Genomic DNA, 21,664 nt, shown 5'->3' on the forward strand with positions numbered 1-21,664 from the left:
TTTTACAGCCGGACCTGTATGACCAGTTCCGCTGCCGCATGCATCAACTGCATCCAATGTCTGCATTGGATGAATAGCCGAACAGGGATATTGCACCCCATCCGGCCAAAAAAATCCCTGGATTCTGGCTATTTGTAGTTTACGATTTTACCGAAATCAGGTTTTAATGAAGCTCCGCCAACTAAGCCTCCATCGATGTCTGGCTGTGCAAATAATTCTGCTGCACTTGCTGCTGTTACGCTGCCGCCGTACTGGATACGGATAGCTTCAGCTGTAGCCTGGTCATAAATTTCAGCTATGCATTTACGGATTGCTGCACATACTTCCTGTGCCTGTGCTGTAGTTGCAACTTTGCCTGTTCCGATTGCCCAGATAGGTTCATAAGCGATTACGGCTGCTGCTGCCTGTTCAGCTGTAACGTCTAAGAAAGCAATCTTGATCTGCTGACGGATAAAATCGATCGTTACGCCCTGTTCTCTCTGAGTGAGGGTTTCACCGCAGCATACAATCGGAGTGATTCCGTGTTCGAAAGCTTTTTTAACTTTCTTATTAACTGTTTCATCAGTTTCAGCGAAGTATTCTCTTCTTTCTGAATGACCGATTACAACATACTTTACGCCTACGTCAGTAAGCATAGAAGGAGAAATTTCTCCTGTGAAAGCGCCGCTTTCTTCGAAATACATGTTTTCAGCACCGATTTCAATGTTGCTGCCTTTTGCAGCTTCCATAGCCGGAATGATGTCGATTGCCGGAACACAGAATACTACGTCAGCTTCATCTGTTGCAACGAGTGGTTTTAATTCATTTACTAAAGCAACTGCCTGACTTGGAGTCATGTTCATTTTCCAGTTGCCTGCTATAATTTTTCTACGCATATCTATAATTCTCCATTCTTTTTCAAAAAGTGGTTATCTTGTCGAACTGTAACAGAACATCGTCCTGTTTTTACTTATCGTTAGCTGCAACAACGCCTGGAAGCTCTTTTCCTTCAAGGAATTCAAGAGAAGCTCCGCCGCCTGTTGAAATATGAGTCATCTTGTCGCCGAATCCTAAGATATTTACAGCTGCTGCAGAATCTCCACCGCCGATGATTGTAGTTGCATCGATTTCAGCTAAAGCTTTCGCTACTGCAACAGTACCGGCTGCGTAGTTTGACATTTCAAATACGCCCATAGGTCCATTCCATACAACAGTCTTAGCGTCTTTAACAGCGTCAGCGTAAAGAGCCTGAGTCTTAGGTCCGATATCAAGACCCATTTCAGTTACTCCCATTTCACCTTCGTTAACAGTTCTGAAAGGAACATCGTTTGAGAATTCTTCAGCTACTACTGAATCGATTGGAATCAGTAATTTAACGCCTTTTGCTTTTGCTTTTTCAATCATTTCTTTCGCATATTCCAGGTAATCTGCTTCAACCATTGATTTTCCTACTTCTTCTCCATTAGCTTTCATGAATGTGTATGACATTCCGCCGCCGATGATTAAAGTGTCTACTTTATCAAGAAGGTTGTTGATTACAGAAATTTTGCTTGATACTTTTGATCCGCCTAAGATAGCCACGAAAGGTCTTACTGGATTGTTAACCGCATTTCCTAAGAAATCGATCTCTTTCTGCATTAAGTAGCCTACTACTGCAGTGTCAACATACTGAGTAACGCCTACGTTTGAGCAGTGAGCCCTGTGAGCTGTTCCGAAAGCGTCGTTTACGAATACGTCAGCTAAAGAAGCAAGATCCTTGCTGAATGCTTCACCATTCTTAGTTTCCTCTGCTCTGTAACGTGTATTTTCTAAAAGGACAACTTCGCCGTCTTTCATAGCTTCAACTGCTGCTTTTGCGTTAGAACCAACAACTTCAGGATCAGCAGCGAATTTAACTTCCTGTCCTAATAATTCTGTTAATCTTGCAGCAACAGGTGCTAAAGATAATTCTGGTTTTGGTTCGCCCTTTGGTTTTCCAAGGTGTGAACAAAGGATTACTTTTCCTCCGTCAGCGATTAATTTTTTAATTGTTGGAAGTGCTGCAACAAGACGGTTTTCGTCTGTGATTTTTCCTTCCTGTAATGGAACATTGAAGTCACATCTTACTAAAACTCTTTTACCTTTTACATTGATGTCGTCAATTGATTTTTTATTAAGCATATTAACTGCTCCCTTCAACATGTATTTATTTTAAACTGCCCCGTTATATCAGGAGGGACATTCTTGAAAATGGGCCCGGTCCCATAAGCCTACCCTACAAGACCGGACCCACTATAGGATCTTATTCATTATAGCTTTTGTGAATGCCGTTTCCGACAAGGATATCCGCAATCACAGATGCCATATGCTGTTTAACAGAAATTAAGCTAATTCAGCAAAGTATTTGATTGTTCTAACCATCTGGCTAGTGTATGAATTTTCGTTATCATACCATGCAACAACTTTAACTAAAGTTTTTCCATCTCCAAGAGCTGTAACTTTTGTCTGAGTTGCATCGAATAATGAACCGAAAGTACATCCGATGATATCTGAAGATACTAATTCTTCTTCAGTGTATCCAAAAGATGCTGAAGCTGCTGCTTTCATAGCTGCATTAACATCTGCTGCAGTTACAGTGCCTTCACAAACAGCTACTAATTCAGTAACTGATCCTGTTGGAACTGGAACACGCTGAGCTGCTCCGTCTAATTTTCCTGCTAATTCAGGAACAACAAGACCGATTGCTTTAGCTGCGCCTGTTGAGTTAGGAACGATGTTGCAAGCTGCTGCACGAGCTCTTCTTAAATCTCCCTTTGGATGAGGACCATCTAAAGTCATCTGATCTCCAGTGTAAGCATGAATTGTAGTCATGAAACCTTTCTGGATTGGAGCTAATTTATTTAATGTGTCAGCCATAGGAGCTAAACAGTTAGTTGTACATGAAGCTGCTGAGATGATAGTATCTTCTGCTTTTAAAGTATCTTCATTTACGCTGAATACAACTGTAGGAAGATCATCTCCAGCTGGAGCTGAGATAACTACTTTCTTAGCGCCTGCATCGATATGAGCCTGTGATTTAGCTTTTGATACATAGAATCCAGTACATTCAAGTACTACGTCTACTCCGATTTCTCCCCATGGAAGATCTGCTGCGTTCTTTTCAGCATAGATTTTGATTTCTTTTCCGTCTACTACGATTGAGCTTTCTTTCGCTTCAACTTTATCGCCTAAAGCATATCTGCCCTGAGCTGAATCGTATTTTAATAAATGAGCCAACATTTTTGGGTTTGTTAAGTCGTTGATTGCAACTACTTCATATCCTTCTGCTCCGAACATCTGTCTGAATGCAAGACGTCCAATACGTCCAAAACCATTAATTGCTACTTTTACTGCCATGATTATATTCCTCCTAATTTTAAAAAAATTTATAATATACTGTCTCGGACAGTAGATTAAACAATGTCTTCCTGCAGGACCACTGTTCTGCAGTGCTTTTTTAATACCATAGTACCGAATAAACACTTCAAACGCAAAGATTGTTAAAGAAACAACAACCGCTTTATACATTCTACATAATTTGTCTGCAAATTTCAAGTATATTTTTAAATTTTATACCCAGGCGCTAAATTTCTTCCTTTACATATAATGCGATATTCTGAGCGTGATCCGAAATTCTTTCCAGGTTGCTTATAATATCAAGAAATGCAACTCCTGCTCCCGTCTGGCATGTTCCGTCAGATAATCGCTTAATATGCTTCTCACGCAGGTCTTTTTCCATAACATCAACCTTATCTTCACATTCTAACACTATATTTATATTTTGGATATCTTTTTCTTTCCTTGCATGGATGGCATTTTTATAGCTTTCGAGGACGATCTTCATAATACTGTTCAGTTCTTCCATTGCAGTATCTGAAAACCGGATTCCGTTTTTTTTCTTATATTCACCGAATTCAGCAATATTTTCCGCATGATCCCCAACCCGTTCTATGTCACTGACGGTATAGAACAGATTCTTTATGATATTGTGCTGTTTTTCGCTGAGAGACAAATTGCTTATTTTAATCAGATATTCCGTAATGATCTTTTCCATCTTGTTGATTTTAATTTCGTTTTCATGTACACGGGCACTTTTTTCAGTGTCATTTTCCTTTGCCGCTTCAAAAGAAAGCTCCAGATTTTTCAAAGTCACATCTCCCATATGCACAACTTCTAGAATTGCGTTTTCAACTGCAAAAGAAGGCGATTCCAGAATTCTTTCATCCAGATGTCTCAGGGCAACCTGATCCTCATCTACCACTTCAATTTCAGCTGTTTCCTCCTTAACCATTACGCCAGACAGCTTCACCAGCTTATCAGCAAAGGGCAACAGTATCAGCGTATTTGAAATATTGAAAATCGTATGGAAGATGGAAATCTCCACACTGTTAATTGACGATGACGCTAACTTCTTGTTAAACAGAAAGAACAGGAACATAATCACGCCAAAAACAACTGCCCCTATCACATTAAACAAAAGATGTATCACCGCAGCCCTTTTGGCTGTCTTGCTGGCTCCGATACTTGAAATCATGGCGGTTACGCATGTACCGATATTCTGGCCCAGAGTGATAAAGATTGCCGAGTTCCAATTCACCACCCCATTCATTGCCAATGTCTGAAGAATGCCAACTGATGCCGATGAGCTCTGTATGATTCCCGTCACGACTGTACCTGCGAGAATTCCCAAAAGCGGATTCTTGCCAAGCACGGCAAATGCCTTTGCAAAAATCGGAGCATCCTTATAAGGACCGATTGCCCCCGACATAAAGCCCAAACCTATAAAAAGTATACCAAAACCAACGCCGATTTCGCTGATTGTGATTTTCTTTTCGTCTTTCGAGAACAGAATTGTGAATACACATACACCGATTACAAGCGGCGCAAGGAATTCAGGTTTTAAAAACGCCCCCCATTCACTCATGGATACAATCCATGCCGTGACCGTGGTCCCGATATTTGCGCCCATAATCACGCCGACAGCCTGTCCCAGCTGCATAATGCCAGCATTTACAAAACCGACAACCATTACCGTCGTCGCCGAACTGCTCTGTATCACGCCAGTGATTGCAGCGCCTACAAGAACCGCAAGCAGCCTGTTGTTCGTCAATAATCCAAGAAGATTCTTAACTTTATCACCTGCTGATTTTTCCAGTCCATCCGCCATTACATTCATTCCATACAGGAACATGCCAAGGCCGCCGATAAACTTGAATGATAACTCGATACCACTCATCGCAATTTTCTCCTCCATTACTTGTTAAATTTCAATTGAATTTTCAGGGATTTCCAAGAATATTTAACATATTCTTAACATATATTTAACCTTTTAAAGAATAACATATTTTTGTCTTTTTTCAACATCTATTTTCCTAATATGGACATTTCTTGCATATTCACTTATTATATAGTTGTAACAGCCATTAAATTTTGCACTATTTCCACACGTATTTTAAGCGATTTTACTTTTTTACGAAAAAAATCGATGGATATTGTAAAAAATGACGATTAATCTAATCAGAAAGGAATCAAGCCATATGAATTCAGACTTTCATCTTCACTCCGATTTTTCGGGGGACTCTGATACGCCGCTTCACGAAATGATTGAAGAAGGAATCAGACTGGGACTTGAAACAATGTGTTTCACGGATCACCAGGACTGGGATTACCCGTCAGAAGATACCAGCTTTACATTTGACACCGACTCTTACTTCAGCGAACTTGCACGATTGAAAGAACACTATGCCGACAAGATTACAATACTGACCGGCGTTGAAATCGGGCTGCAGCCCCACCTTTCCGAACGATTGAAGCATTATGTCGAAAAGTATCCTTTCGACTTTATAATAGGCTCATCACATGTCGTACACAGGATGGACCCTTACTATCCGGAGTTTTTTGAAAGCCGGAGTGAAGAGGAAGCATACCAGGAGTATTTTGAATCGATCATCGAAAACGTCCGCCTTTTTTCCGATTTTGATGTTTACGGACATATTGACTATGTCGTGCGCTACGGCCCCAACAAAGGACTGTATTATTCATACGAAAATTATGCCGACGTTATCGACAGAATACTGAAGCTGCTGATTGAAAAAGGATGTGGCATCGAACTCAACACTGCAGGCTTTAAATATGGTCTTGGATATCCGAATCCTCATCCCGACGTCATAAAACGATACCATGAACTCGGAGGAGAAATCATAACAGTCGGTTCAGACGGACATAAGCCCGAACATATCGCCTACGACTTCCACAGAGTATCCTCTATCCTTAAGGATGCCGGATTCCGTTACTACACCGTATTCGAAAAACGAATTCCGTCTTTCATCAAACTGTAAACTGATCAATCCTTTCGAAAAAGAAGCTACATGAACAACATCTGATTGTTGATGTTCATGTAGCTTCTTTTTTATGCTTATTTTTATGTTTCTTTTTTATGTTTCTTCTTAATGTTAATAACTAGTCCTGACTATGTCCTTCACATCAATTCTTTACCGAAAGGCACTGATGATGGTTCCGCCTCCCAGCACGTAATCGCCATCATAGAATACCACCGCCTGTCCAGGCGTGATTGCCCTCTGGGGCTCGTCGAAGGTGCAGACAAGCCTGTCTGCATCCACCTTTTCAATCGTGCATGGTGCGCCCTTGTGGCTGTATCTGATTTTGGCGACAACTCTCACTTCGCCTTCTATGTCATCAACCGACATGAAATTCAGATGATCGGCATAAAGTCTTTTTGCGAAAACTTCATCCGAATCTCCTATCACTACTTCGTTGGTTCCAGGGCGGATTTCGAGCACAAATACCGGATGGCCCATGGAAAGATTAAGGCCTTTCCTCTGGCCCACCGTATAATGGGTGATTCCCTTATGCCTGCCGATCACTTCGCCCTTCGTGTTGACGAAATTGCCTTCTTCTATTTTTGCATCCGTATTCTCTTCGATGAATTTTGCATAATCATTGTCAGGGATAAAGCAGATTTCCTGACTGTCAGGCTTGTTTGCAACCCTGAGGCTGATGGTTTCCGCTATCTTCCTGATTTCATCCTTTGTATATTCTCCAACCGGCATGAGAGTATGGGAAAGCTGGTCCTGGGTGAGGTTATAAAGCGCGTAAGTCTGATCTTTCGCTGCTGTGGCAGATTTTTTCAGCGCATAACGGCCATTTGGAAGTTTCTCTATCTGCGCATAGTGTCCCGTTGCGATGTAATCCGCTCCTATTTCCAGGCTTCTTTTCAGAAGCGACTCCCACTTCACATAGCGGTTGCATGCGATGCATGGATTTGGTGTCCTGCCCTTTATGTATTCGTCCACAAAATAGTCCATGACATTTTCCTTGAATTCATGTTTGAAATTCATTACATAATAAGGGATATCAAGCGCCCGGGCGACCCTCCTGGCATCATCCACCGCACTGAGGCCGCAGCATCCACCGCTTTCCTCCTGAAGGTCATGTTCTTCATCCTGCCATATCTGCATCGTAACCCCAATGACATCATAGCCTTTCTCTTTCAGCAGGTATGCGGCAACCGAAGAATCCACTCCTCCGGACATTCCTACTACCACTTTCTCTTTTTCCATATACAGATCCTCTCAATCCTTACCTTGTCATAAACAGAATTATCCCACGGCCTCAGCCGCGGGAATATTCTGTCTTCTATCAAAACATATTATCAGCCTGTTTTTTTATCAGCTTCAAATCAAGCCTAATACTCTTCTTCAGGTGCTTCTTCATCCTCATGGATATCGGACTTTGGCTTTTCAAGCCCTTCTATTACAAGGCCGTTCTTCTCTGCATAATCCCAAAGTGCCGCATGGATGGCTTCTTCAGCCAAAAGCGAGCAATGTACTTTTACAGGTGGCAGCCCGTCAAGCGCTTCCATAACTGCCTTATTCGTGATGTTTAAAGCCTCCTGAACTGACTTGCCTTTTACAAGTTCAGTTGCCATGCTGCTTGTTGCCACCGCAGCGCCGCATCCAAAAGTCTTAAACTTCACATCCTGAATGATTCCATTGTCATCTATGTCCAGATAAATCCTCATTATATCTCCGCATTTTGCATTTCCGACGGTTCCAACTCCGCTGGCATTTTCAATTTCTCCTACATTTCTCGGGTTTTGAAAATGATCCATTACTTTTTCTGTATACATTATGAATTCCTCCTGATTATCTCTTTTTATTATTTGGCAGCCGCTCTTTTCACAAAATCTTCATACAGCGGCGACATATTCCTCAGTTTTCCTACGATTTCTTTTGCAGCTTCTGCAACGAAATCCATTTCCTCTACTGTATTTTCTTCACAGAGAGTAAGTCTTAATGAACCATGTGCAATTTCATGGGGCAGACCGATTGCCAGAAGTACATGAGACGGATCCAGCGAACCTGACGTACATGCTGAACCGCTTGATGCAGAAATCCCTTTCATATCCATCATGATCAGGAGCGATTCTCCTTCTACAAACCTGAAGCTGAAATTCACATTGTTCGGGAGCCTGTTTGTCCTGTGTCCGTTAAGCCTTACATAAGGGACTTCAGCAAGAACCTTCTCAATCAGATGGTCTCTGAGTTCAATTTCCTTTGCGGCTCTCTCTTCCATTGTGCTGACAGCTCTCTTGACCGCCTCCCCGAAACCGACTATTCCCGGAACATTCTCTGTTCCTGCGCGCCTGCTTCTTTCCTGACCGCCTCCGTGTATGAAGGAGCGGATTTTAACGCCTGTCCTGATGTAGAGGAAGCCGATTCCTTTTGGCCCGTTGAGCTTGTGCCCACTTGCACTGAGCATATCAATGTGACATTCGTCAACATTGATCGGAATCTGTCCAAAAGCCTGAACTGCATCCGTATGGAAAAGAATTTTATTTTCATGGGCAATTTCCCCGATTTCTTTTATAGGCTGTATGGTTCCTATTTCATTATTGGCGTACATGATGGTAATCAGAATTGTGTCCGGTCTGATTGCCTTCCTGAGCTCATCAAGCTTTACAGCTCCGTCTTCATCTACGTCAAGGTAGGTGACCTCAAAGCCTTTCTTTTCCAGATATTCGCAGGTATGCAGGACCGCATGATGTTCGATTTTCGAAGTAATGATATGCTTTCCTTTTGATTCGTATGCTTCTGCAGCGGCCTTAATCGCCCAGTTGTCCGATTCGCTTCCGCCTGCAGTAAAATATATTTCTTTGTCCTTCGCGCCCAGTGCTGATGCGATTATATCCCTGTTTTCACTTACCGCCGCTTTGCTTTTCGAAGCAAATTCATATACGCTGGATGGATTTCCATAAAATTCAGTGAAGTAAGGAAGCATTGCCTCTACTACTTCAGGTGCTGTCTTTGTTGTCGCTGCATTGTCTAAATAAATACTTCTCTTCATTATATTGATCTCCTTACTTCTGGCTGCATGAAGCATCTGTCGGCTCAATTCCGCGAACCTGCCTGCTTTCATCCACCAGTTCTTTTAGTTTCATTTCGTCTACCGTCTGATTAATACTGTCATTGATCCTTTTCCATACATGCTTCGTAACGCATATATCCGAACCGCTGCAGACATGTTCCTCATCAAATCCCATGCATTCTACAGGGTCGAGGCTTCCCTCAAGCGCCCTCAGGATATCACCCACCGAAATGTCGGCTGTCGGCTTTGCAAGGACGTATCCGCCCTGTGCCCCTCTTATGCTTTTGACAAGCCCGGCCTTTTTCAGTTTCGCCACAAGCTGCTCCAGGTAGCTTTCTGAAATTGCCTGCCTTTCAGCGATGCTGCAGATCGAAACGGGGTCTTTTTCACTATATAATGCAAGGTCAATCATGGCCCTGAGTCCATATCTTCCTTTTGTTGATAACTTCACACAATCACCTCTTTTTTAATTCCGACCGAATTACTCGGATATCACAAATCAAAGATATCACAATATGATTACCTTGTCAATAAGTCTGTGTCAAATCTTATCACAAATTATTTCTGCTATGCATGCACAATCTTTTTCGTCGACATTTGTCTGAAACTATATTATAATTGGACTTGTTTTAACAACAGACTGCCGGAAGATGCATCCAATATATGATGGATTGCCGCAGCACCGGTAAATTTTACAGACAAAAAGGAGAATGACTATTATGAGCTTTGAATTCATAAAAAAGCTGCCTACACCAAAAGAAATACGTCAGGAATACCCCATTTCCGAACGGCTGGCAGCCATAAAACAGCAGCGCGATGCTGAAATCAGGGATGTTATCACTGGAGAAAGCAAAAAATTCCTTGTCATAATCGGACCTTGTTCTGCAGACAATGAGGATTCTGTATGTGATTACATATGCCGCCTTGCCGCAGTCCAGGAAAAAGTAGCCGACAGGCTGATTCTTGTACCAAGAATCTACACAAACAAGCCAAGAACGACAGGCGAAGGCTACAAGGGCATGGTGCACCAGCCGGATCCCGAGAAAAAACCGGACCTTCTGGGGGGCCTTATTGCAATGAGGAAAATGCATATCCGCGCTATTGAAGAATCCGGGCTCACAGCAGCCGATGAAATGCTTTATCCGGAAAACTGGGAATACCTTACCGACATCCTTTCCTATGTCGCTATTGGCGCCCGCTCCGTCGAAAACCAGCAGCACAGGCTCACTGTAAGCGGCATTGACATTCCTGTTGGTATGAAGAACCCTACAAGCGGGGATCTGTCAGTACTTATGAACTCCATTGTAGCTGCCCAGAGCCGCCACCGCTTCATATACAGAGGATGGGAAGTCAAAACTGACGGAAACGAACTTGCTCATGCCATATTGAGGGGAGCTGTCAATTCACAGGGTTCTGCAATTCCAAACTACCACTATGAAGACCTTAGCAGGCTTCTCGAAATGTATAACGAAAGGGATCTTGTCCACCCTGCAGCCATCATAGATGCCAATCATGCAAACTCAGACAAAAAATACAGGGAACAGATCCGTATTACGAAAGAAGTTATGCACAGCCGTAAACTCTCATCCGATATCTGCGGCCTTGTTAAGGGTGTCATGATTGAAAGCTATATAGAAGGCGGATGTCAGAAAGTCGGCGGCCATGTTTACGGCAAATCGATTACCGACCCATGCCTCGGCTGGCAGGAATCAGAACGCCTGATCTATGAAATTGCCGAACTTAATATCATGTAATTCAAAAAAGCACGTAAAAGAGCAGGAACTTTGATGGTTCCTGCTCTTTGTTATCCCCTGGGGTGCGCTTTCATATACACCTCTCTGATTTTGTTATCAGACAGATGGGTATATACCTGCGTCGTTGATATATCTGAATGTCCAAGCATAATCTGTACGGAACGCAGATCCGCTCCGGCTGCTATCAGATGGGCTGCAAACGAATGCCTCAGCGTATGAGGCGTAATATCCGAAGTGATTTCTGCTTTCTTAGCATACTGCTTCAGCAGCTTCCAGAACCCTTGTCTGCTCATTGGTGTTCCGGAACAGTTCGTGAACAGTATGTCATTTTCAGCATCGGAAACCATACTTTGTCTGGAATGGGTCAGATAGTTTATCATTGCATTTTTGGCTGCTGCTCCAAACGGTATCAGCCGCTGTTTAAGGCCTTCATGACATACGATATAGTCCATATGCAGATTCACATCTGAAAGCCTCAGAGAAATAAGTTCAGTGACTCTGATGCCGGTCGCATATAGCAGCTCAAGCATGGCTTTATCTCTCAGTTCCTTAGGTGAATTTCCTTTTGGCTGGTCCAAAAGCCTTACCACCTCATTAGCCGAAAGTATTCCCGGCGTCTTCTTTTCAATTTTCGGCGGTTTGATCGCTTCGGCAATATCCCCATGCACCATTCCGTTTTTACTCAGATAGCAGAAAAACGATTTCATTGACGCGATGTTCCTCGATATGGTTGCCGTTGCAAATCCATTCCGTTCCAGATATAGTGTATATGAATTCAGGTTAGTTGCCGTAACCTTGGAAACATCATCGACACCCTGTTCCTGCAAAAAATGCTGCAGTTTGTTTAAATCACGCTGATAGGAGATTTCTGTATTCGCAGAAGTCTTTTTTACATCATGCAGATAACTGATAAATCTCAAAATTTCCTGTTCCATAATCATTCTTACCCCTTAGCCCGTTTAATGTATAACCCCGCATATACTCTTGCATAAGCATCATTATAATGATTATCCCCCAGAAAATCAAATGCTAATTTTTTACATTTTCTTTGAATCCCTTAGCAAAAAACAAAAAAATACAACATATCGGCCGATATAATTCCGGCCGTACTATATGTTGTATTTTATCATGAAAATCTTTTTTTATATTAGCTGCAGTATTTTTCTTTATAAGCCAGTATAGCCGAAATAGTCTTTGAATCCTGGATTATTCCAGTAAAAATCATGTTGCATAACTCATCAACACTGTATTCTTCAACATCCACAAACTCGTCATCGTCAAGATTCTGCTTCGACGGCTTAAGATTCTTTGCAACGTAGATATCGATCATCTCATTGCAGAAAGCAACCGATGTCGCAATTGAAATAAGAAATTCAAGTTCCTGAGACTTATATCCCGTTTCTTCTTCAAGTTCTCTTGCTGCACATTCAATGGTCGGTTCCTGACCTCCGCTATTTAATCCACCCGCCGGGATTTCCAGGGTATTCCTGTCCATCGCATTACGGAACTGCCTTACCATAAGTATTTTTCCTTCATCTGTCACCGGTACAATAGCGGCAGCCCCCTTATGCCCGATAAAATCCCATTCTGCTATATTTCCGTTCGGTATCTCTACATAGTCTTTATATAGATCTATGATTGAACCTTTATGTATAAGTTCTCTTTTCAATCTTTTTAATTCCGCCATGTTTTCCCCTTTCTTTCCACTGATTTTCTCGTGGACCATAACAATTATAGCATATTTAAAAAGCCTGCAGAAAAGAAACTTTAACCAGGTTTCTTTTCTGCAGGCTATTATATACCTGAAATGCCGATATACTAAGGATTATAAACTCTTAACGAATTTCTCTATCCTATCCAATCCTTTTTCAATCTGAGTGATCGAAATCGCATAGGAAAGGCGAATGTGATCATCGAATCCAAAGTCGCCACAAGGTATTACAGCCACAGCATAATCATCAAGAAGAATAGATGCCAGTTTTTCTGTAGTTCCGATTACTTCGCCCTTGTATTCTTTCTTCAGCACATCACTTACATCAACAAAAAGATAGAATGCTCCTGTTGGTTCAAGCGCTGAAATAAGAGGCATATTTAAAACTCTCTCATACATGTATTTTCTTCTTTTGTCGAATTCTTCCTTCATGATCTCAACTGTATCCTGAGGACCGTTTAAAGCCTCTACAGTAGCCTTCTGTGCTATAGAATTCGGGTTTGAAGTCTGATGGCTCTGGACGCTTCCCATAAGCTTGGCAATTTCCACGCTGGAGCCGGTATATCCGATTCTCCATCCCGTCATGGCATAACTCTTAGCCACGCCGCTGCAAGTGATGGTTCTTTTATAAATCTCTTCGCCAAGAGATGCAATGCTCACATGCTCTTCGCTTCCGTAAATCAAGTTTTCATACATTTCATCAGCCACTACATAGATGTCGTTTTTAACGGCAACATCTGCTATAGCTTTTAATTCTTCTTTGGAGTAGACCATTCCTGTCGGATTGTTTGGTGTATTTAAAATGAGTGCTTTTGTATTTTCAGTGATCGCAGCCTGAATCTGCTCAGCATTAACTTTATACCCCTGCTCTTTTTCCCCTCTGATGTATACAGGCACACCATCAGCTAATTTCACGATTTCAGGGTAGCTTAACCAGTATGGTGCAGGAATAATCACTTCATCACCCGGATTTAAAATAGCTTCGAATATGTTAGTTAAGGAATGTTTACCACCGTTGCTGATTACAATCTGGTTCAATTTGTAGTCAATGTTGTTGAAGCTCTTGAATTTCCTGCAGATCGCTTCTTTAAGTTCAAGAATTCCTGACGCCGGCGTATATTTTGTGAATCCCTCGTTGATTGCCTGGATTGCTGCTTTATTGATGTTGTCCGGTGTATTGAAATCAGGTTCACCTGCACCAAAACCTACAACGTCAATCCCCTGGCCTTTCATTTCTTTCGCTTTTGCTGTGATCGCTAATGTTGATGAAGGCTTAACTGCTGACGCCTTCCTTGATAATGATAATGACATAATACTGCACCCACCTTATTATTAATATAATATATAATTTACATTTACAAGTTGAGACGGTCTGAACATGTGCTCTTCCATCCTTGATACATTGTAATACATATTTTTCTCTTTTGCAAGTTTAAAGTTTCTGAAATTCTTTTTTCTGTCGTTTTGCATAACCAATACATGGTTTTTGCATTCTGTTTACATGTTTTTTTGCAAGTTACTCGTTTTTCTAATTCAGTTTTAGCCATTCCCCATACCAATTACTTTTGATCTCACAACAGGGACTTCGCCATTTGATAAAAAAAAATGGCCAGACCCTTAAAACATTCTGTTTTAAGGGTTCTAACCATTATTAAAATCTTACCGGTAATTATTTAGCGTAATCAGTTACTCTTGATTCTCTGATTACATTTACTTTAATCTGTCCAGGGTATTCAAGTTCTGTTTCAATCTGTTTTGAAATATCCCTTGCAAGCAATACCATATCTGCATCACTCACCTGTTCAGGCACTACCATGATACGGATTTCTCTGCCCGCCTGGATTGCAAAAGACTTATCTACACCTTTAAAAGCATTTGTAATATCTTCAAGCTGTTTCAATCTGTTTGTATAAGTTTCTAAGGTTTCTCTTCTTGCACCTGGTCTTGCTGCAGAAATCGTATCTGCGGCCTGTACAATGCATGCAATAAGTGATTCAGGCTCTACATCGCCATGATGAGATTCGACCGAATTAATAACAATTGCGGATTCCTTATACTTTCTGCATAAATCAACACCGATCTGAATGTGTGAACCTTCCATTTCATGGTCGACTGATTTTCCGATATCATGAAGTAATCCGGCTCTTTTTGCCATTCTTATATCCACACCGATTTCAGCTGCTAAAAGTCCTGAAATCTGAGCAACTTCTATAGAATGTTTCAAAGCATTCTGTCCATAACTTGTTCTAAATTTCATCTTGCCAAGCAATCTGACCAGTTCAGGGTGGATTCCATGTACGCCAACTTCCAGCGTCGCAGCTTCACCTTCTTCACGAATCATGACTTCTACTTCTTTCTGTGCTTTCTCAACCATCTCTTCAATTCTTGCCGGATGGATACGACCATCTACAATCAGCTTCTCAAGGGCAATTCGAGCCACTTCTCTTCTGATTGGATCAAATCCAGAAAGGATTACCGCTTCAGGTGTATCATCAATTATGAGGTCTACGCCCGTCATAGTTTCAAGGGTACGGATATTTCTTCCTTCCCTTCCAATAATTCTGCCCTTCATCTCGTCATTTGGAAGCTGTACTACGGAAATCGTGGTTTCAGCAACATGGTCAGCTGCACATTTCTGTATCGCTGTTACAACATATTCCTTAGCCTTCTTGTTTGCTTCTTCCTTAGCCCTGCTCTCGTATTCCTTGATCATCTTGGCAGTATCATGTTTTACATCGTCTTCAACAGTCTTTAAAAGATATTCTTTTGCCTGTTCGGAGGTAAGTCCTGAAATTCGTTCCAGTTCCTGCACTCTTTTTTCATGAATTTCTTCGACTTCGACTTTTTTCTTATTGAGCTCTTCTTCTTTTACTGCAAATCCCGCTTCGCGTTTTTCAATTGCTTCAGATTTTTTATCTAATGCTTCTTCTTTAGATAAAACTCTTCTTTCGTAACGTTGCAGCTCAGCTCTTCTTTCCTTGGTCTCTCTCTCGAGTTCATTTTTTGTTTTAATGGACTCTTCCTTAGCTTCAAGTAAGGCTTCGCGTTTTTTCGTTTCGGCAACCTTCAATGCTTCATCTATTATTTCTCTTGCTCTTTCTTCCGCACTTCCAATTTTAGATTCAATAAATTTCTTTCTATAGGAAATGGCAATAAGGGAAGTAATAGGCACAGCTAAAATAAGCGTAAGCGCAATAGTAATAGCTATAATTACACTTGTTTGCACAGGAGCACCTCCTTATTTAATTTTCATTGTACAAATACAACACTTAAATTTTATACTGTTTTAATAACTATGTCAAGTGGGGATAATGATTTTTTATGCAAAATGTTACAATAAACATGTAATTGTTACAACATTTTCATGATTTATCTCAATAATCTCTATTATTCATTCTGATGCGTCTAAGGATTTCATCCGAAGAAAACCCTTTCCGCATTAAAAACCCATAAAGCTTCTGTTTTTCCTCTTTTGTAGCCGTTTCAGGATCTACCCGTTTCTTTTTGATCAGTTTTTCGATCAGCTCTGCCTCGCTGTCTTCATTCCCTTCAAAAATCCTGCCTATTATATCCTTTGAAATCCCTTTATTCTGAAGTTCCTGCTTGATCTGCCTTCTGCTCCTGCTGCCGCTTCTGTTAAAGGCATAGTTTCTGGCATATCGCTCGTCATTAATATAGCCATAGGATTTTACATACTCCACCGCGCTGTCAATTATCTCTTCTGTGTAAAAATTCTGTCTGAGCTTCATTCTGATCTGGTTCTCTGTCCTGTCCATACTTTCCAAAAGATGAAGGCTTCTGGCTTTTGCCCTTTTGAGTACAACATCTGCGATGATTTTTTCATAATCTTCATCTGAAATCTCCGCTCCTTCTTCGATATGGAACCTTCTGATTTCACCTCTGTACAGGGCAAATGCGAATTCTTCGTCAAGGAATACTTTGCTTTTTCCTTTGTCTATCTTAATAATTTCAGTAACTGTCATTCTGAATCCTCTATTCTCCATTTATATCTCGTTAAGCGAACACTCTTACGAGATGACTAAAAATCAAATCAGGTGTGGTTTTGGCCACACCTGATTTGATTGAACCTTATAATTGTTATTCTTCGCTTTCGCCAGCTGCCGAACCTGATGATTTCAGTGCTTCCCCTGCCGCGCCGGTATTCAGCCCGAAACTCTCTCTTACTTTTAATTCAATTTCATCCATAACTTCCGGATGTTCTTTCAGATAAATCTTAGCATTTTCGCGTCCCTGTCCGATTTTCGCATCATTATATGCATACCAGGAACCGCTCTTAATGACTATGTTCTGATTAGCTGCAAGATCAAGAACATCGCCTTCTCTTGATATTCCCTGGCCAAACATGATGTCGAATTCTGCTTCCTTAAAAGGCGGAGCGATCTTATTCTTGACCACCTTTATCCTCGTCCTGTTTCCGACCATTTCTCCGCCCTGTTTGATTGCCTCGATTCTTCTGACATCAAGACGTATGGAAGAATAGAATTTCAAGGCCCTTCCGCCTGTTGTAGTCTCTGGACTTCCGAACATGACTCCGACCTTTTCACGGAGCTGGTTGATGAAGATTACCGTACAGTTTGTCTTGCTGATCGAGCCTGTCAGTTTTCTCAGCGCCTGCGACATCAGCCTTGCCTGAAGTCCCATATGCGAGTCACCCATATCGCCCTCGATTTCAGCTCTTGGAACAAGCGCCGCAACGGAATCGACAATGATGATGTCTACTGCTCCAGACCTTACCATTGTTTCAGTAATTTCCAAAGCCTGTTCTCCATTGTCCGGCTGTGATATGTATAAATTATCGATATCTACACCAATCCTCTTTGCATATGCCGGGTCAAGCGCATGCTCCGCATCGATAAAGCCTGCTATTCCTCCCCTTTTCTGAACTTCTGCAACCATGTGAAGGGCAACTGTCGTCTTACCGCTCGATTCAGGTCCATAGATCTCAACAACCCTTCCCTTAGGAATGCCGCCAAGGCCCAGGGCTATATCAAGACTGATCGATCCAGTCGGGAACGTCTCAATATTCATATTTGCTCCCGAATCACCAAGCTTCATGACAGCTCCTTTTCCGAACTGTTTTTCTATCTGCATAATCGCTGATTGTAAGGTCTGCATTTTATCTTCTTTTGCCATTATTATTCTCCTTCGTTACACGAACTTATGTTCGTTCCAATGATAATATAGTATTCCATTTCCTTTTGATTGTCAACACTTAATTTGCCTTTATTCAACCTGCAATAAGCATCCCTCCAGACACTCTGTTCTTTTTTACTTTCATGATGGGATTTTCCGCAGCAGAATGCTGCATTTAGAAATTATGGGAATTATATGAGCAACTGTTCCGCCACCCCTGGCTGCTGGGTTGTTGGCCAGAATGTTACTTATATTATAAATTTTAGCACAAGCTTCCTGTTTTGTAAAAGCAAACTTTTCTATAATTTTCTCTTCTGTCCAAATGCCGATTTCGGCGTCATGAGAACACATGCGAGTTCTTTCTCCAAAGATAAAGGCATCCTTTCGGATGCCTTTATCTTTGGAGACTTCAATAAGCTTAAGTAAGCTTTAATTCACTTTATTCATTATACAGTTCAATTCAAATCCAGCTTCGACCAATTCAAAATTTTTCACCGGTTCCGAAGCAGTCGGATTTCCAAACGTTCCCAAAACCTTCACAAGGTACATCTATTCAGCTGCATACATAGTTCCCTTATATGATTTTTCACGTTCAATATCGTCTTTGAGGCTTTTCAGCAACGCAATCTTCTTTTGAAGATCCCCTGCTTTGACCTCATGCTTCGAAATAGGGCAGGAACTATCTTCCTCACACAATCCGAACATATCAAAAGTCAGGTCGCCATATGATGCGCGCGATAAAAAGCCCCCAAGTATACTTTCCTTCTCTGCTATCATTTTCTCTTTTTCTACTTCCTGCTGATACTGGACTATCATATTATTAATATCCTCAATCAACTGGTCTGCTGCACTTGAATAGTAAAAATCCTGATCCATATTCCACCATCCTTTCGTAAACATTTTTTTAACTCGGTCTTCTCAAAAAAACGATACTTTTGCTCTTTTCACAATTATTATATCTTAAAACATCACGATATACAATCAATTTCAGCTTTGCCGCTTTTCATTTCAGTTATTTCACCATTTAAATCATTATTCGCTTTCTATTTTATTCCAACTGTAATATAATTATAAAATAAGAGCGTTTCATCCCCAGCCGGCCAATCATTATTCCAGGTTATTTTTCGAGCACTTTTGTTCTTTTAATCTAGACGCACATCATCCGAGGAGGCGATTTCAATGAAGGTTCAAGTAAAGAAAGATGCATTCAAGATCCCTAATCTGTTTGGATATTTCAGAATTATTTTAGCTGTCGTATTTGCGATAATTTATCTCAATGCAGACTCTCCAACAGATTACTACCTTGCTGCCGGGATAATTGCCCTGTCCGGTTTTACAGATTTCATTGATGGGCAGATTGCCCGGAGATTCCATATGATAACGGATTTCGGAAAAATACTGGATCCGGTCGCAGACAAAATCACCCAGGGGACCATCGCCTTCTGCCTGACAACAAAATTTCCGTGGATGATAGCTCTGGTTATACTCTTTTTGATCAAGGAAAGCTATCTGGGAATTGCCGGATTGAAGATTCTCAAAAAGATTGACAGCAACGAAGGTGCTAAATGGTATGGCAAGATCAGCACCGTTACGCTTTATGTCATCACCTTTGTACTGATTCTTTTTCCCGAGATGCCGGATCTGCCTGCCAATATTCTGATTTTCATCTGCATGGCAGTTATGCTCAATGCTTTTATCCTGTACATCAGACTTTACCGCAGGCTTTTAACATAAAATCATGGAAGGCGCTCTGCAAGGACCAGACTGTATCTGACACAGGCAAAGCCGGAGGTTGTGAACGGACAACCTCCGGCTTTGATTTTAATGATAGTTTTTTATTCAGTAGACCACAACAGCCATGCGCTTATAAACCATTTCATATATTTTAGCAGCATTCTCAGGCGGAAGATTGATACAGCCATGAGAGCCGTTTGTCTTGTAGATCTCCCCCCCGAAGGCTGTCCTCCACGGAGCATCATGCATGCCTATGTTTGAATTGAATGGCATCCAGTAACTGACTCCGGATGAATAGTCCTCTCCTGTAAGCGTCGCATCCCGCTCCTTATAGCTGATAGGAAATACACCGGTCGGAGTTCCCCTTCCAAGCGTTGTATTGCCAGTAACACAGGGAGTTTCTATTTTCAATTCTCCATTTATATATACAAACACGGTCTGTGTAGCAAGGCATATCTCAACATAGGAATTTCCAATATCGTTCGTATCCCTTACCAGCACGCTGTATGAGTATACCGGTTCAATTGTCTTGTCTTCCCCTTGTTTAACAGCCTCTATGAGGGCATTTGCGCTTTTCGTAACCTGCATGAGCCAGCCGTATGTGCCGCCCTTGATTTTTATGGTTTCGCCATAGCTTGTCCTGAATTCCCTCGTATCCCCATAGGTATCATACTTGCGGGAGATTAATCTCTCGTATTCCTTGACCTTGTCCAGATCGAATTGTATCTGGCCGGCCTCAATGGTGATCCAGTCCTTAATCAGCTCTTTATCTACAATCTCGGTCCTGTCACCAAAATCATACGTAATCACTGTAGACAGATATTTGTTGGCCTCATTTTTTAAATCCGTCATTTCCCTGCTGTCAGATGCTATGGCCGGTTTTGCAACATAATCGTCTACAGGCAGTCCTGTCTCTCTTACAGTGACGCCAGCCTCGATCATGCCATACAGTTCGTCCTTATCGATTTGAAATGCATATCTGTCCTCTACGATGACAAATTCTTCTGTCTCCTCAGAATACTCCACCCGGGCATCTATTGCATTTCCATACTGTATGTCTGAACTGTCAAGAATATCGTATAGTTTCTCTTTATTATATTCGTTTTTGACCTGTATATCATAATGCGTTTCTCTGCCGGCGTACAGGAACCAGCGCCATTTCACAAAATTATTTTTCACTTCCGTCAATTCATCAATTCCGTCATACACGCTGTCGATCTCATCTGCATTTATGGCAAACAGCGTTTCACCATATGCGGATACTTCCATGCCATCCCATACATTTGCCTTTGCCAGAACCTCGTTCGCCTGTGCAACATTCATGCCGCCCATATTGATATCGTTTACATATGTATTTGCCGGAAAATTATCTTTCATTTTATAAACGCCATATGCATAAACGGCCGCTATCGATAATACAGCCATTGTAACCAGGATTACTATCACTGTCGATTTCTTTAATTTCCTCATCTGTTCCTCCCCCTTCTTGTTTAATCCCCCGCTTGTTGCCGGCGCAGCCCCTCCCTGCAGCCGGAAGTTAATTGTTTCGTTTTATCATTTTTTGCAGACATGCCATTCATAGTTCCATGAAACGTAGGGATACCCTGAGTATGCACTCAGGGTATCTCGACATGTGTTTATAAAAAACATATTAATGCCACAACGAATGATCACTCTCTGTAAATCCGGTCCACAACAGTCCTGTTGATAGTCAGTGTTATTTAATTATTCGTAACTATTCAGGACTACGTCCGTCATAGTCACAAATGATGTACACAAATTGCAAAATCAGCAATTTGGGGCACGCATGTCTCGGGTTTTATGCAAATTCAGCATAAAAACACCTCGCGAGACAGGGGTTCTGAACAGTTACAATTATTCTAATAAATATTATACCGTAGGATTTTTAATTCGTAAAGCCCATTGT

At 41.5% G+C, this 21,664-nt stretch carries 19 protein-coding genes; 3 read left to right on the plus strand and 16 right to left on the minus strand.

Translation table 11 applies throughout. The annotated features are described in order from the left end of the window. Nucleotides 1-128: 128 nt before the first annotated feature. From tpiA to BJR36_RS01895, 4 genes are all read right to left on the minus strand, one after another. On the minus strand, nt 129-875 hold the full coding sequence (gene tpiA, locus BJR36_RS01880; protein ID WP_091229266.1) for a triose-phosphate isomerase: 747 nt from the start codon (nt 873-875) through the stop codon (nt 129-131). Nucleotides 876-945: 70 nt separating this feature from the next. Next, nucleotides 946-2,139 (minus strand): phosphoglycerate kinase, encoded by a 1,194-nt coding sequence (locus BJR36_RS01885; RefSeq protein WP_091229269.1) that lies wholly within the window; start codon nt 2,137-2,139, stop codon nt 946-948. 201 nt (nt 2,140-2,340) lie between these two features. Then, nucleotides 2,341-3,354: a type I glyceraldehyde-3-phosphate dehydrogenase gene (gap, locus tag BJR36_RS01890; protein WP_091229271.1), complete on the minus strand. Its 1,014-nt coding sequence runs from the start codon at nt 3,352-3,354 to the stop codon at nt 2,341-2,343. 226 nt (nt 3,355-3,580) lie between these two features. After that, a complete protein-coding gene (locus BJR36_RS01895; protein ID WP_091229912.1) occupies nt 3,581-5,239 on the minus strand; it encodes a Na/Pi cotransporter family protein in 1,659 nt (552 codons plus the stop codon). A gap of 295 nt (nt 5,240-5,534) precedes the next feature. Here BJR36_RS01895 and BJR36_RS01900 point away from each other — a divergent pair, with 295 nt between their 5' ends. Continuing rightward, nucleotides 5,535-6,335 carry a histidinol-phosphatase HisJ family protein gene (locus BJR36_RS01900; protein ID WP_091229914.1) on the plus strand — a complete coding sequence of 267 codons (801 nt, stop codon included), beginning with the start codon at nt 5,535-5,537 and terminating at the stop codon, nt 6,333-6,335. A 153-nt stretch (nt 6,336-6,488) separates the two neighbouring features. Here BJR36_RS01900 and mnmA read toward each other — a convergent pair whose 3' ends face one another. The 4 genes from mnmA to BJR36_RS01920 all read right to left on the minus strand — a co-directional run bounded on the left by mnmA (nt 6,489) and on the right by BJR36_RS01920 (nt 9,835). Further along, nucleotides 6,489-7,577 (minus strand): tRNA 2-thiouridine(34) synthase MnmA, encoded by a 1,089-nt coding sequence (gene mnmA / locus BJR36_RS01905; protein ID WP_091229273.1) that lies wholly within the window; start codon nt 7,575-7,577, stop codon nt 6,489-6,491. A 125-nt stretch (nt 7,578-7,702) separates the two neighbouring features. Further along, the gene (gene nifU / locus BJR36_RS01910; protein ID WP_091229276.1) at nt 7,703-8,146 is read right to left on the minus strand and encodes a Fe-S cluster assembly scaffold protein NifU; all 444 of its coding nucleotides are present in this window, start codon (nt 8,144-8,146) and stop codon (nt 7,703-7,705) included. 29 nt (nt 8,147-8,175) lie between these two features. Then, the gene (nifS, locus tag BJR36_RS01915; RefSeq protein ID WP_091229278.1) at nt 8,176-9,363 is read right to left on the minus strand and encodes a cysteine desulfurase NifS; all 1,188 of its coding nucleotides are present in this window, start codon (nt 9,361-9,363) and stop codon (nt 8,176-8,178) included. 13 nt (nt 9,364-9,376) lie between these two features. Next, the gene (locus tag BJR36_RS01920; protein ID WP_091229280.1) at nt 9,377-9,835 is read right to left on the minus strand and encodes an RrF2 family transcriptional regulator; all 459 of its coding nucleotides are present in this window, start codon (nt 9,833-9,835) and stop codon (nt 9,377-9,379) included. Nucleotides 9,836-10,094: 259 nt separating this feature from the next. Between BJR36_RS01920 and BJR36_RS01925 the strand changes: the two genes are divergently transcribed. Next, nucleotides 10,095-11,138: a 3-deoxy-7-phosphoheptulonate synthase gene (locus BJR36_RS01925; protein WP_091229282.1), complete on the plus strand. Its 1,044-nt coding sequence runs from the start codon at nt 10,095-10,097 to the stop codon at nt 11,136-11,138. Nucleotides 11,139-11,188: 50 nt separating this feature from the next. On the opposite strand, the gene xerD is transcribed toward BJR36_RS01925, so the two are convergent. The 7 genes from xerD to BJR36_RS01965 form a co-directional block, all read right to left on the minus strand. Beyond that, nucleotides 11,189-12,073, minus strand: coding sequence for a site-specific tyrosine recombinase XerD (gene xerD, locus BJR36_RS01930; protein WP_091229916.1), 885 nt, complete (start codon nt 12,071-12,073; stop codon nt 11,189-11,191). Between the two features lie 212 nt (nt 12,074-12,285). Beyond that, nucleotides 12,286-12,825 (minus strand): NUDIX domain-containing protein, encoded by a 540-nt coding sequence (locus tag BJR36_RS01935; RefSeq protein WP_091229919.1) that lies wholly within the window; start codon nt 12,823-12,825, stop codon nt 12,286-12,288. Between the two features lie 138 nt (nt 12,826-12,963). After that, on the minus strand, nt 12,964-14,160 hold the full coding sequence (locus tag BJR36_RS01940) for a pyridoxal phosphate-dependent aminotransferase (protein WP_091229285.1): 1,197 nt from the start codon (nt 14,158-14,160) through the stop codon (nt 12,964-12,966). 358 nt (nt 14,161-14,518) lie between these two features. Further along, nucleotides 14,519-16,075 (minus strand): ribonuclease Y, encoded by a 1,557-nt coding sequence (gene rny / locus BJR36_RS01945; protein WP_091229287.1) that lies wholly within the window; start codon nt 16,073-16,075, stop codon nt 14,519-14,521. A 148-nt stretch (nt 16,076-16,223) separates the two neighbouring features. After that, a complete protein-coding gene (locus tag BJR36_RS01950; protein WP_091229289.1) occupies nt 16,224-16,832 on the minus strand; it encodes a regulatory protein RecX in 609 nt (202 codons plus the stop codon). 115 nt (nt 16,833-16,947) lie between these two features. Next, the gene (recA, locus tag BJR36_RS01955; protein WP_091229292.1) at nt 16,948-18,003 is read right to left on the minus strand and encodes a recombinase RecA; all 1,056 of its coding nucleotides are present in this window, start codon (nt 18,001-18,003) and stop codon (nt 16,948-16,950) included. A 549-nt stretch (nt 18,004-18,552) separates the two neighbouring features. Continuing rightward, entirely contained in the window at nt 18,553-18,879 is a 327-nt protein-coding gene (locus BJR36_RS01965; RefSeq protein ID WP_091229296.1) for a hypothetical protein, read from the minus strand. Between the two features lie 303 nt (nt 18,880-19,182). Between BJR36_RS01965 and BJR36_RS01970 the strand changes: the two genes are divergently transcribed. Continuing rightward, entirely contained in the window at nt 19,183-19,737 is a 555-nt protein-coding gene (locus BJR36_RS01970; RefSeq protein WP_091229297.1) for a CDP-alcohol phosphatidyltransferase family protein, read from the plus strand. A gap of 105 nt (nt 19,738-19,842) precedes the next feature. On the opposite strand, the gene BJR36_RS01975 is transcribed toward BJR36_RS01970, so the two are convergent. After that, complete coding sequence (locus BJR36_RS01975; RefSeq protein ID WP_091229299.1) at nt 19,843-21,207, minus strand: L,D-transpeptidase family protein; 1,365 nt, start codon at nt 21,205-21,207, stop codon at nt 19,843-19,845. Between the last annotated feature and the right edge of the window lie 457 nt (nt 21,208-21,664).

It is taken from the genome of Anaerobium acetethylicum, assembly GCF_900096945.1.
In the GTDB taxonomy this organism is placed as follows: Bacteria; Bacillota; Clostridia; order Lachnospirales; family Lachnospiraceae; genus Anaerobium; species Anaerobium acetethylicum.